At 45.5% G+C, this 13,850-nt stretch carries 9 protein-coding genes; all 9 read left to right on the forward strand.

Features of this window, described 5'->3' with window-relative positions:
• Positions 1 to 1,184: elongation factor Tu (tuf, locus tag GKR61_RS01995; RefSeq protein WP_036950356.1), on the forward strand; the 1,184-nt coding region annotated here is incomplete at its 5' end.
• A 388-nt stretch (positions 1,185 to 1,572) separates the two neighbouring features.
• On the forward strand, positions 1,573 to 1,959 hold the full coding sequence (gene secE, locus GKR61_RS02000; RefSeq protein ID WP_006657042.1) for a preprotein translocase subunit SecE: 387 nt from the start codon (positions 1,573 to 1,575) through the stop codon (positions 1,957 to 1,959).
• The gene (nusG, locus tag GKR61_RS02005; RefSeq protein WP_006657043.1) at positions 1,960 to 2,505 is read left to right on the forward strand and encodes a transcription termination/antitermination protein NusG; all 546 of its coding nucleotides are present in this window, start codon (positions 1,960 to 1,962) and stop codon (positions 2,503 to 2,505) included. It abuts the gene before it with no gap.
• 167 nt (positions 2,506 to 2,672) lie between these two features.
• Entirely contained in the window at positions 2,673 to 3,101 is a 429-nt protein-coding gene (gene rplK / locus GKR61_RS02010; RefSeq protein ID WP_006657044.1) for a 50S ribosomal protein L11, read from the forward strand.
• A 4-nt stretch (positions 3,102 to 3,105) separates the two neighbouring features.
• Positions 3,106 to 3,807, forward strand: a complete 702-nt coding sequence (gene rplA, locus GKR61_RS02015) for a 50S ribosomal protein L1 (protein WP_006657045.1) — start codon at positions 3,106 to 3,108, stop codon at positions 3,805 to 3,807.
• A 335-nt stretch (positions 3,808 to 4,142) separates the two neighbouring features.
• Entirely contained in the window at positions 4,143 to 4,640 is a 498-nt protein-coding gene (gene rplJ / locus GKR61_RS02020; protein ID WP_006657046.1) for a 50S ribosomal protein L10, read from the forward strand.
• Positions 4,641 to 4,700: 60 nt separating this feature from the next.
• On the forward strand, positions 4,701 to 5,066 hold the full coding sequence (rplL, locus tag GKR61_RS02025) for a 50S ribosomal protein L7/L12 (RefSeq protein WP_154639506.1): 366 nt from the start codon (positions 4,701 to 4,703) through the stop codon (positions 5,064 to 5,066).
• A 357-nt stretch (positions 5,067 to 5,423) separates the two neighbouring features.
• Positions 5,424 to 9,452, forward strand: a complete 4,029-nt coding sequence (gene rpoB / locus GKR61_RS02030; protein ID WP_036953635.1) for a DNA-directed RNA polymerase subunit beta — start codon at positions 5,424 to 5,426, stop codon at positions 9,450 to 9,452.
• 109 nt (positions 9,453 to 9,561) lie between these two features.
• Positions 9,562 to 13,785, forward strand: a complete 4,224-nt coding sequence (gene rpoC / locus GKR61_RS02035; protein ID WP_336426594.1) for a DNA-directed RNA polymerase subunit beta' — start codon at positions 9,562 to 9,564, stop codon at positions 13,783 to 13,785.
• Positions 13,786 to 13,850: the final 65 nt, after the last annotated feature.

Below are 13,850 nucleotides of genomic sequence, written 5' to 3' on the forward strand. Positions count from 1 at the left end.
TGTCTAAAGAAAAATTTGAACGTTCAAAACCGCACGTTAACGTTGGTACAATCGGCCACGTTGACCATGGTAAAACTACCCTGACAGCAGCAATCACTACTGTTCTGGCGAAAACTTACGGCGGTAACGCTCGTGCATTCGACCAAATCGATAACGCACCAGAAGAAAAAGCGCGTGGTATCACCATTTCTACTTCTCACGTAGAATACGATACTCCAACTCGCCACTACGCACACGTAGACTGCCCAGGTCACGCCGACTATGTTAAAAACATGATCACTGGTGCTGCGCAGATGGACGGTGCAATTCTGGTTGTTGCTGCGACTGATGGCCCAATGCCACAAACTCGTGAGCACATCCTGTTAGGTCGCCAAGTAGGTGTTCCTTACATCATCGTTTTCCTGAACAAATGTGACATGGTAGACGACGAAGAACTGTTAGAATTAGTTGAAATGGAAGTTCGTGAACTTCTGTCTCAATACGATTTCCCAGGCGACGACACTCCAGTTGTTCGCGGTTCAGCACTGAAAGCGCTGGAAGGCAACCCAGAGTGGGAAGCGAAAATTGTTGAATTAGCAGGCTACCTGGATTCTTACATCCCAGAACCAGAGCGTGCAATTGATAAGCCATTCCTGCTGCCAATCGAAGACGTATTCTCAATCTCTGGTCGTGGTACAGTAGTAACAGGCCGTGTTGAGCGTGGTATCATCAAAGTTGGTGAAGAAGTTGAAATCGTTGGTATCCAAGCAACGGCTAAGACGACTTGTACTGGCGTTGAAATGTTCCGTAAACTGCTGGACGAAGGTCGTGCGGGTGAGAACGTTGGTGTTCTGCTGCGTGGTACTAAGCGTGAAGAAATTCAACGTGGTCAAGTACTGGCTAAACCAGGTTCAATCAAGCCACACACTCAATTCGAATCAGAAGTTTATATTCTGAGCAAAGATGAAGGTGGTCGTCATACTCCATTCTTCAAAGGCTACCGTCCACAGTTCTACTTCCGTACAACTGACGTAACCGGTACTATCGAACTGCCAGAAGGCGTAGAGATGGTAATGCCAGGCGATAACATCAACATGATCGTGACTCTGATTCACCCAATCGCGATGGATGATGGTTTACGTTTCGCAATCCGTGAAGGTGGTCGTACTGTAGGTGCGGGTGTTGTTGCAAAAATCATTGCATAATACCGCTCTTTCTGAATAAGAAAGAACCACTTTAGTAAAAAGGGCATCGACTGATGCCCTTTTTATACTCAAGTTTTTAAAATGTTAGCGTTTAAACCTAAGAACCTATCTCATCAATCGTTTTCATAATTATTGGTGAGATAGGCTCTGAAACAACGATTTACTGACTGTATTGAAAGCCCGATGCAGTTATATGAGATTTATTAAGGTTTTGCTCAGAAGTTATGGTATATTTTACCGCTGCCACGAAAAGAAATTTATTTTCGAAATAGGGTGGTGATTAAATTTACTGGGTATGCTGGCATATTCTATTGGTGTGCTCTGATTGCCATACTGCAAAGGTAAGGCAAGCGAGCTTTATACATACTTCATGGTAACAGGTTGAATTATGAGTGCGAATAGCGAAGCTCAAGGAAGTGGACGCAGTGCAGACATCTTCAAATGGGTAGTTGTCTGTGCCTTATTATTAGTTGCTATCGTAGGCAACTATTACTTCCGTCAATATAATCTCGCACTGCGTGCTTTTGCAGTTGTGGCTGTAGTAGCTATTGCTGGTGCTGTTGCTTTGTGGACCACAAAAGGTAAAGCAACTCTGGCGTTTGCGCGCGAAGCTCGCATCGAGGTGAAGAAAGTCATTTGGCCTACTCGCCAGGAAGCATTACAAACGACTTTGATTGTTGCTGCTGTAACGGCTGTAATGTCACTAATCCTGTGGGGATTAGATGGTATCCTAGTGCGTTTAGTTTCATTTATTACAAGCCTGAGGTTATTCTAAATGTCAGATTTACCTAAAAAACGCTGGTATGTCATTCAGGCATTCTCTGGTTTTGAAGGTCGCGTAGCACAGTCTCTGCGTGAACATATCAAATTACATAATATGGAAGAGTTGTTTGGCGATGTTATGGTTCCAACTGAAGAAGTTGTTGAGATCCGTAGCGGCCAGCGCCGTAAAAGTGAGCGCAAATTCTTCCCTGGTTACGTATTAGTTCAAATGGTCATGAATGATGACTCTTGGCACTTAGTACGCAGTGTTCCGCGTGTAATGGGCTTTATCGGTGGGACTTCAGATCGTCCAGCACCAATTAGTGATAAAGAAGTTGATGCGATTATGAATCGCTTACAACAAGTGGGTGATAAGCCACGTCCTAAAACGCTATTTGAACCAGGTGAAATGGTTCGTGTTAGTGAAGGTCCATTCGCTGACTTCAACGGTGTTGTTGAAGAAATCGACTATGAAAAGAGCCGCTTAAAAGTCTCTGTTTCTATTTTTGGTCGTGCAACTCCAGTTGAGTTAGACTTCGGACAGGTAGAAAAAGCCTAACAATTCCGAATAGCAGACTTGCAAAAGGCGCGAAATTTTCATACAATTTCGCGCCTTTTGTTTTTTATGCTTGGCATCATACTGTGCAAACGGTGTTTTGCGGGGCGTTAATGTAACGGGGAGCCTTAATCCATTAAGGCGTTATTACCCAATTTGAGGAAATATTCATGGCTAAGAAAGTACAAGCCTACGTTAAGCTGCAAGTAGCAGCTGGTATGGCAAACCCAAGTCCACCGGTTGGTCCAGCACTGGGTCAGCAAGGTGTGAACATCATGGAATTCTGTAAAGCGTTCAACGCAAAAACAGACAGCCTGGAAAAAGGTTTACCAATTCCTGTTGTTATTACTGTTTATGCAGACCGTTCATTCACTTTCGTAACTAAAACTCCACCGGCAGCAGTTCTGCTGAAAAAAGCGGCTGGCGTTAAGTCTGGTTCTGGTAAGCCGAACAAAGACAAAGTTGGTAAAGTGACTTCTGCACAGGTTCGCGAAATCGCAGAAACTAAAGCTGCGGATATGACTGGTGCTGACGTTGACGCGATGATGCGTTCAATCGCTGGTACTGCTCGTTCCATGGGCCTGGTAGTGGAGGACTAATAGAATGGCTAAACTGACTAAGCGCATGCGCAATATCCGTGAGAAAGTTGATGTAACTAAACAGTATGACATCAATGAAGCCGTTGCTCTGCTGAAAGAATTAGCGACTGCTAAATTCGTTGAAAGCGTTGACGTAGCTATCAATCTTGGTATCGATGCTCGTAAATCTGACCAGAACGTTCGCGGTGCAACTGTACTGCCACACGGTACTGGCCGTTCAGTTCGCGTTGCTGTGTTCGCACAAGGCGCAAACGCTGAAGCTGCTAAAGCTGCTGGCGCTGAACTGGTTGGTATGGAAGATCTGGCTGATAAAATCAAAGCTGGTGAAATGAACTTTGACGTTGTTATTGCTTCTCCAGATGCAATGCGCGTTGTTGGCCAATTAGGTCAAGTTCTGGGCCCACGTGGTCTGATGCCAAACCCGAAAGTTGGTACTGTAACTCCTAACGTTGCTGAAGCAGTTAATAACGCTAAAGCTGGTCAGGTTCGTTACCGTAACGACAAAAACGGAATCATCCATACCACTATCGGTAAAGCTGATTTCGACGCTGACAAACTGAAAGAAAACTTAGAAGCACTGCTGATCGCGCTGAAAAAAGCAAAACCAGCTTCTGCTAAAGGTGTTTTCATCAAGAAAATCAGCCTGTCCACTACCATGGGCGCAGGTGTTGCTATCGACCAATCTGGTCTGTCAGCAGCAGTTTAATTCCGTTAGCATTTGCTAATCGGCAATTAGGCTTTACCTTTGCGTCAAATTTGTATAAAATTTGACGCCTCGAGTTTGTTGGGTATAGAAATATGCTCAACAAACCACAAATTTCGGTATGGAGTCTGGCCTTTCCAGACCCCGTCCAAGACCGCAGGTGTAGTTTATTAGTTACTAGTAGCTACTTAATTTACCTGCGTAGACGGTGACAGAGATACCTAGAATTTAATTCTGGATTTCTATTCTGCTCACCGTGTTTTAGCGCTCTTACATAATGTTGTGTTTGAGTGATGTGAGTCCCGGGTTTTCCCGGTTAATCCAGGAGCAAGAAGCTAATGGCACTAAATCTTCAAGACAAACAAGCGATTGTTGCTGAAGTCAGCGAAGTAGCCAAAGGCGCGCTTTCTGCAGTTGTTGCTGATTCACGCGGCGTAACTGTAGCAAAAATGACTGAACTGCGTAAAGCAGGTCGCGAAGCTGGCGTTTATATCCGTGTTGTTCGTAACACACTGATTCGCCGTGCTGTTGAAGGTACAGCTTATGATGTACTGAAAGACGCGTTTGTTGGTCCAACCTTAATTGCTTTCTCTAACGAACATCCGGGCGCTGGCGCTCGTCTGTTCAAAGAGTTCGCGAAAGCGAATCCAGCATTTGAGATTAAAGCTGCGGCCTTTGAAGGTGAGTTAATCCAAGCGAAAGATATCGATCGTCTGGCAACTCTCCCAACTTACGATGAAGCAATCGCACGCCTGATGGCAACCATGAAAGAAGCCGCTGCCGGCAAATTGGTTCGTACTCTGGCTGCTCTGCGCGATCAGAAAGAAGCTGCATAAGCCCTTTCCTTCGTTGCTTTTTAACGTATAAACTATTTCTGAATTTTAGGAACACTTGTTATGTCTATCACTAAAGACCAAATCCTTGATGCAGTTGCAGAAATGTCTGTAATGGACGTTGTTGAACTGATTACTATGATGGAAGAAAAATTCGGCGTTTCTGCTGCTGCAGCTGTTGCTGTTGCTGCGGGTTCAGCTGAAGCTGCTGAAGAAAAAACTGAATTCGACGTTGTTCTGGCATCTGTTGGTGCGAACAAAGTTGCAGTTATCAAAGCAGTTCGTGGCGCAACCGGTCTTGGCCTGAAAGAAGCTAAAGATATGGTAGAATCAGCTCCAGCAGTTATCAAAGAAGCTGCAAGCAAAGACGAAGCTGAAACTCTGAAAAAATCTCTTGAAGAAGCAGGCGCTTCTGTTGAACTTAAATAAGTTCAATTTCAAGAACGCAGCTTAAGTAATTAGGCTGATGGCTGGTGATTTTTTAATCACCAGCCTTTTTGCGCTGTAAAGCGTGATGGGTGTTAACAGCTTTTCACGCAGTTTTAATGTTAACAAACAACCCTCCAATACTTCTTTCTATTTGACGACTTAATATACTGTGTTCTGCGCTACGACCCGCTCGGGTAGCTCGGTAGCAACTGCAACGCAATGAAATGATTTAAGAGTAATAGAAATGGGTATTCAGGAAAGTATTCATTTTCCATTTCTTCAAAAAACGCGTTCCTGTTCTGCCCTTAATCCAAAGGCGAACGATTTGGGTCACTGATCAACGAGCTGAGGAAACCTATGGTTTACTCCTATACCGAGAAAAAACGTATTCGTAAGGATTTTGGTAAACGTCCACAAGTTTTGGATATACCTTATCTCCTTTCCATCCAACTTGACTCGTTCCAGAAGTTTATCGAGCAAGATCCTGATGGCCAGAATGGTCTGGAAGCTGCTTTCCGTTCCGTATTCCCAATTCAGAGCTACAGCGGTAATGCTGAGCTGCAATATGTCAGCTATCGTTTAGGTGAGCCTGTTTTTGACGTTAAAGAATGTCAAATTCGCGGCGTGACCTATTCTGCACCACTGCGTGTAAAACTGCGCCTGATCGTGTATGAGCGAGAAGCTCCAGAAGGCACCGTTAAAGACATCAAAGAACAAGAAGTCTACATGGGTGAAATTCCACTCATGACTGAAAACGGAACTTTTGTTATCAACGGTACTGAGCGTGTTATCGTTTCTCAGTTACACCGTAGTCCTGGTGTATTCTTCGATAGCGATAAAGGTAAAACTCACTCTTCAGGTAAAGTGCTGTATAACGCACGTATTATTCCTTACCGTGGTTCATGGCTTGATTTCGAATTCGATCCGAAAGATAACCTGTTTGTACGTATTGACCGTCGCCGTAAATTACCTGCGACCATTATTCTGCGTGCAATGGATTACAACACCGAAGAAATCTTAAATCTGTTCTTCGACAAAACTGTATTCCAAATCCGCGATAACAAACTGATGATGACGCTGGTTCCTGAGCGTCTGCGTGGTGAAACTGCTTCTTTCGATATCGAAGCAAACGGCAAAGTGTATGTTGAAAAAGGCCGTCGTATCACTGCTCGTCATATTCGTCAGTTAGAAAAAGAAGAAGTTAGCAACATCGAAGTTCCTGTTGAATACATCGCAGGTAAAGTTGTTGCAAGAGATTACATCGATGAGAGCACCGGTGAGCTGATTTGTGCAGCGAACATGGAACTGTCATTAGATATGTTGGCACGTCTGAGCCAGTCTGGTCACAAAACAATCGAAACATTGTTCACCAACGACTTAGACCACGGTGCTTATATCTCTGAAACCGTTCGCGTCGACCCAACGAACGATCGCTTAAGTGCACTGGTAGAAATCTACCGTATGATGCGCCCTGGTGAGCCGCCAACACGCGAAGCTGCAGAAAACCTGTTCGATAACTTGTTCTTCTCTGAAGACCGTTACGACTTGTCTGCTGTAGGTCGTATGAAGTTCAACCGTTCACTGAACCGCGATGAAATCGAAGGTTCTGGTATCCTGAGTGAAGAAGACATCATTGATGTTATGCGTAAACTCATCGATATCCGTAACGGTAAAGGCGAAGTCGATGATATTGACCACTTAGGTAACCGTCGTATTCGTTCCGTTGGCGAAATGGCTGAGAACCAATTCCGTGTAGGTCTGGTTCGTGTTGAGCGTGCAGTGAAAGAGCGTCTTTCTCTGGGTGACCTCGATGCATTAATGCCACAGGATATGATCAACGCTAAGCCAATTTCAGCAGCAGTTAAAGAGTTCTTTGGTTCCAGCCAGCTGTCTCAATTTATGGACCAGAACAACCCACTGTCTGAAATTACGCATAAACGTCGTATCTCTGCATTAGGCCCAGGTGGTCTGACTCGTGAACGCGCAGGCTTCGAAGTACGTGACGTACACCCAACTCACTATGGTCGTGTTTGTCCAATCGAAACCCCTGAAGGTCCGAACATCGGTCTGATCAACTCATTATCTGTTTATGCACAGACCAATGAGTACGGTTTCTTAGAAACTCCATACCGTTTAGTCCGTGATGGCATCGTAACTGATGAAATCCATTACCTGTCTGCAATCGAAGAAGGTAACTTCATCATTGCTCAGGCTAACACCGTATTAAGCGACGATGGCCGTTTCATCGAAGAATTAGTTACTTGCCGTAACAAAGGCGAGTCAAGCTTATTCAGCCGTGAACAAGTTGAATATATGGACGTTTCGACTCAACAGGTTGTTTCTGTTGGTGCGTCACTGATCCCATTCCTTGAACACGATGACGCCAACCGTGCATTGATGGGTGCGAACATGCAACGTCAAGCGGTTCCTACTTTACGTGCTGACAAACCATTAGTTGGTACAGGTATGGAACGTGCAGTAGCGGTTGACTCCGGTGTTACTGCTGTTGCAAGACGTGGTGGTTCAGTTCAATACGTTGATGCTTCTCGTATCGTTATCAAAGTTAACGAAGATGAGATGTATCCGGGCGAAGCTGGAATCGATATCTATAACCTGACTAAATATACTCGTTCTAACCAGAACACCTGTATTAACCAGATGCCTTGCGTATCTTTAGGTGAACCAGTTGAACGTGGTGATGTGTTAGCGGATGGTCCTTCAACAGACCTCGGCGAATTAGCACTGGGTCAAAACATGCGCGTGGCATTCATGCCATGGAATGGTTATAACTTCGAAGACTCCATCTTAGTTTCTGAGCGTGTTGTTCAAGAAGACCGTTTCACAACTATTCACATTCAGGAACTCTCTTGTGTGTCTCGTGACACCAAATTAGGGCCTGAAGAGATCACTGCGGATATTCCAAACGTTGGTGAAGCAGCACTGTCTAAACTTGATGAATCCGGTATCGTTTATATCGGTGCAGAAGTGAAAGGCGGAGACATTCTGGTTGGTAAAGTCACTCCTAAAGGTGAAACCCAATTAACGCCAGAAGAAAAACTGCTGCGTGCTATCTTCGGTGAAAAAGCTTCAGACGTTAAAGACTCTTCTTTACGTATTCCTAACGGTGTATCAGGTACGGTTATCGACGTACAAGTATTTACCCGTGATGGCGTAGAGAAAGACAAACGTGCTCTGGAAATCGAAGAAACTCAGTTACGTGATGCGAAGAAAGACTTAACAGAAGAGCTGCGTATTTTTGAATCCGCACTGTTCTCTCGTATCCGTTCTGTACTGATCAGCGGTGGTATTGAAGCTGATAAACTGGACAAACTGCCTCGTGACCGTTGGTTAGAATTAGCATTAGCTGATGAAGAGAAACAAAACCAGTTAGAGCAATTAGCTGAACAGTACGACGAACTGAAATCTGAGTTCGCTAAGAAACTGGAAGCAAAACGTCGCAAGATCACTCAAGGTGATGACCTTGCACCGGGCGTACTGAAAATTGTTAAGGTTTATCTGGCAGTTAAACGTCAGATTCAACCGGGTGATAAAATGGCGGGTCGCCATGGTAACAAAGGTGTTATCTCAAAAATCAACCCAGTTGAAGACATGCCTTACGATGAAAACGGTAACCCAGTTGACATCGTTCTGAACCCGCTGGGCGTACCATCACGTATGAACATCGGTCAGATTCTGGAAACTCACTTAGGTATGGCTGCTAAAGGTATTGGTGAAAAAATCAATGCTATGCTTAAACAGCAGCAAGAAGTTGCCAAACTGCGTGAATTCATCCAGAAAGCTTACGATTTAGGTGATGATCCGCGTCAGAAAGTTGACTTAAATACTTTCTCTGATGAAGAAGTTATGCGTTTGGCAGAGAACCTGAGAAAAGGTATGCCAATTGCAACACCAGTGTTTGATGGTGCAAAAGAGAAAGAAATTAAAGAACTGCTGAAACTGGGCGGTCTGCCAACTTCAGGTCAGATTACATTGTTCGACGGTCGTACTGGCGAGAAATTTGAGCGTCAAGTAACCGTAGGTTACATGTACATGCTGAAACTGAACCACTTGGTTGACGATAAGATGCACGCCCGTTCAACTGGTTCTTACAGCTTGGTTACTCAGCAGCCGCTGGGTGGTAAAGCGCAGTTCGGTGGTCAGCGTTTCGGGGAGATGGAAGTGTGGGCACTGGAAGCATACGGTGCAGCCTATACTCTTCAAGAAATGCTTACAGTTAAATCGGATGACGTTAACGGCCGTACGAAGATGTATAAAAACATCGTCGATGGTAGCCATCAGATGGAACCTGGTATGCCGGAATCTTTCAACGTATTGCTGAAAGAAATTCGCTCACTGGGTATCAACATCGAGCTGGAAGACGAGTAATTCGTTCTGTGCCGGAAGGTTCGCCTTCCGGCCCGTGTAAGCACTGGGATTTGGGGAGAGTGGCTTCGAGCACTCACCTGACAGGTCTAACTCCGACAGGAGCCATTTTGTGAAAGACTTAATTAAGTTTCTGAAAGCGCAAACCAAGACCGAAGAGTTTGATGCGATCAAGATTGCTCTGGCATCACCTGACATGATCCGTTCATGGTCATTCGGTGAAGTTAAAAAGCCAGAAACCATTAACTACCGTACGTTCAAACCTGAGCGTGACGGTCTTTTCTGTGCGCGTATTTTCGGGCCAGTAAAAGACTACGAATGCCTGTGCGGTAAGTACAAGCGTTTAAAACACCGTGGTGTGATTTGTGAGAAGTGTGGCGTTGAAGTTACACAAACTAAAGTGCGTTGTGAGCGTATGGGTCATATTGAACTCGCGTCTCCAACTGCGCATATTTGGTTCTTAAAATCACTGCCATCCCGTATTGGTTTGCTGCTCGATATGCCACTGCGCGATATCGAACGCGTTCTGTATTTTGAATCTTATGTTGTTGTTGAAGGCGGAATGACCAGCCTTGAGCGCGCACAGATTCTGACAGAAGAGCAATACTTAGATGCGTTGGAAGAGTTCGGTGACGAATTTGACGCGAAAATGGGTGCGGAAGCAATCCAAGGTCTGCTGAAAAACCTCGATCTTGAGAACGAGTGTGAAACGCTGCGTGAAGAGTTAAACGAAACTAACTCAGAAACCAAGCGTAAAAAGCTGACTAAGCGTATCAAACTGTTAGAAGCGTTTATTCAATCTGGTAACAAACCAGAGTGGATGATCCTGAACGTTCTGCCAGTTCTGCCACCTGATCTGCGTCCATTAGTACCACTGGATGGTGGTCGTTTCGCTACATCGGATCTGAACGATCTGTATCGTCGCGTAATCAACCGTAACAACCGTCTGAAACGTCTTCTGGATCTGGCTGCGCCAGACATCATCGTACGTAACGAAAAACGTATGCTGCAAGAAGCGGTTGATGCTCTGTTAGATAACGGTCGTCGTGGTCGCGCAATCACTGGTTCTAACAAACGTCCTCTGAAATCTTTGGCAGATATGATCAAAGGTAAACAAGGTCGTTTCCGTCAGAACTTACTTGGTAAGCGTGTTGACTACTCAGGTCGTTCTGTAATCACCGTAGGTCCATACCTGCGTCTGCATCAGTGCGGTCTGCCTAAGAAAATGGCACTTGAGTTATTCAAACCATTTATCTACGGCAAATTAGAATTACGTGGTCTGGCAACAACCATTAAAGCTGCGAAGAAAATGGTTGAGCGCGAAGAAGCGGTTGTTTGGGATATCTTGGATGAAGTTATCCGCGAACACCCAGTGATGCTGAACCGTGCACCAACACTTCACCGTCTGGGTATCCAAGCGTTCGAACCAATTCTGATCGAAGGTAAAGCTATCCAATTGCACCCACTCGTTTGTGCGGCATATAACGCCGACTTCGATGGTGACCAAATGGCGGTACACGTTCCTCTGACTCTGGAAGCTCAGTTAGAAGCGCGTGCGTTGATGATGTCAACCAACAACATCCTGTCTCCGGCAAGTGGTGAGCCTATCATCGTTCCTTCTCAGGACGTTGTATTAGGTATCTACTACATGACGCGCGACTGCGTAAACGCGAAAGGCGAGGGCATGGTTTTAGCCGGTCCTAAAGAAGCTGAGCGTGTTTACCGTTCTGGCCATGCTTCACTGCATGCCCGCGTTAAAGTTCGTATCACTGAAGAAGTGAAAGACAGCGAAGGTAACATTACGATTAACACTGGTTTAGTTGATACCACTGTTGGCCGTGCAATTTTATGGATGATCGTACCGAAAGGTCTGCCTTACTCGCTGGTTAACCAAGCGTTAGGTAAGAAAGCTATCTCCAAAATGCTGAACACCTGTTACCGCGTACTGGGTCTGAAACCAACGGTTATTTTTGCTGACCAAATCATGTATACCGGTTTTGCCTATGCGGCACGTTCTGGTGCATCGGTTGGTATCGACGATATGGTTATTCCAGAGAAAAAAGCTGGGATCATCGCCGAAGCAGAAGCAGAAGTTGCAGAAATTCAGGAACAGTTCCAGTCTGGTCTGGTTACAGCAGGCGAACGTTACAACAAAGTTATCGATATCTGGGCAGCGGCAAACGAACGTGTTGCTAAAGCGATGATGGAAAACTTGTCTACTGAAGCAGTCATTAACCGTGACGGTGAAGAAGAACAACAAGTTTCTTTCAACAGTATCTTTATGATGGCCGACTCCGGTGCTCGTGGTTCTGCAGCGCAGATTCGTCAGCTGGCCGGTATGCGTGGTCTGATGGCTAAGCCAGATGGCTCAATCATCGAAACGCCAATCACGGCGAACTTCCGTGAAGGTCTGAACGTTCTCCAGTACTTTATTTCTACCCACGGTGCTCGTAAAGGTCTTGCGGATACCGCATTGAAAACTGCGAACTCCGGTTATCTGACTCGTCGTTTAGTTGACGTTGCTCAGGACTTGGTTGTCACTGAAGATGACTGTGGTACTCACGAAGGTATCCTGATGACTCCGGTTATCGAGGGTGGCGACGTTAAAGAACCACTGCGTGAACGTGTACTTGGACGTGTAACTGCAGAAGATATCCTGATCCCAGGTACTGCAGATATTCTGGTTCCACGTAATACACTGTTACACGAAAAACTGTGTGACCTGTTAGAAGCTAACTCTGTTGACAGCGTGAAAGTACGTTCCGTAGTAAGTTGTGAAACTGACTTCGGTGTGTGTGCTCACTGTTATGGTCGTGACCTTGCTCGTGGTCATATCATCAACAAAGGTGAAGCTATCGGTGTTATCGCGGCACAGTCAATCGGTGAGCCGGGTACACAGCTGACGATGCGTACGTTCCACATCGGTGGTGCGGCATCTCGTGCGGCAGCAGAATCAAGCATCCAAGTTCGTAACACAGGTACGTTGAAACTGTTCAACGCGAAATATGTTACTAACTCAGAAGGCAAGCTGGTAATTACTTCTCGTAATACAGAACTGCGTCTGATCGATGAATTCGGTCGTACTAAAGAGAGCTATAAAGTTCCTTACGGTGCGCACTTAACGAAGGGTGATGGTGCAGCAGTGATCGGCGGTGAAACCGTTGCAAACTGGGATCCACACACCATGCCAGTTGTCAGTGAAGTATCGGGTATCATCAGCTTCTCCGACATGCTTGAAGGTCTGTCAATGACTCGTCAAACTGATGAGTTAACTGGTTTATCTTCAATCGTTGTTATGGATACCGCTGAGCGTACCAGTGCTGGTAAAGACTTACGTCCTGCACTGCGTGTAGTCGATGCGAACGGTAAAGATGTTCTGATCCCTAACACAGACATGCCTGCTCAGTATTTCTTACCGGGTAACGCAATTGTTCAGTTAGATGATGGCATTGCAATCAACGTCGGTGATACTTTAGCGCGTATTCCACAAGAATCCGTAGGTACTAAAGATATCACGGGTGGTCTGCCACGCGTTGCTGACCTGTTCGAAGCTCGTCGTCCGAAAGAGCCTGCGATCCTGGCTGAAATCAGCGGTATTATCTCGTTTGGTAAAGAAACCAAAGGGAAACGCCGTCTGGTTATCACTCCATTAGATGGAAGTGAACCATACGAAGAGATGATCCCTAAATGGCGTCAGCTTAACGTATTCGAAGGTGAAATCGTTGAACGCGGTGACGTAGTTTCTGATGGTCCAGAGTCTCCACATGATATCCTGCGTCTGCGTGGTGTTCATGCTGTGACTCGTTACATCACGAACGAAGTTCAGGAAGTTTACCGCTTACAAGGCGTTAAGATTAACGATAAACACATCGAAGTTATCGTTCGTCAGATGCTGCGTAAAGTCACCATCGCGGATGCAGGAAGCTCTGAATTCCTCGAAGGTGAGCAAGTTGAGTACTCACGAGTTAAAGTTTCTAACCGTAAACTGGAAACTGAAGGTAAGATTCCAGCTAACTTTGAACGTGATCTGTTGGGTATTACTAAGGCATCTCTGGCAACAGAATCCTTCATCTCAGCGGCATCGTTCCAAGAAACAACTCGCGTACTGACAGAAGCAGCGGTAGCAGGTAAGCGTGATGAACTGCGCGGTCTGAAAGAGAACGTTATTGTTGGACGTCTGATCCCAGCAGGTACCGGTTTCGCGTACCACCAGGATCGTATTCGTCGTCGTCATCTGAGCGAAGCTGTGGAAGCTCCACAAGTTAGCGCAGATGAAGCAACAGCGAACTTAGCTGAACTGTTAAATGCAGGCTTCACCAGCGACAATCAGAACTAATTTCTGATTTACAAAATCGCTTAATAGAAACCGGTGTCGAAAGATGCCGGTTTTTTTTACCTACC

The sequence above is a fragment of the Providencia sp. wls1916 genome (genome assembly GCF_009706585.1).
GTDB lineage: Bacteria > Pseudomonadota > Gammaproteobacteria > Enterobacterales > Enterobacteriaceae > Providencia > Providencia lanzhouensis.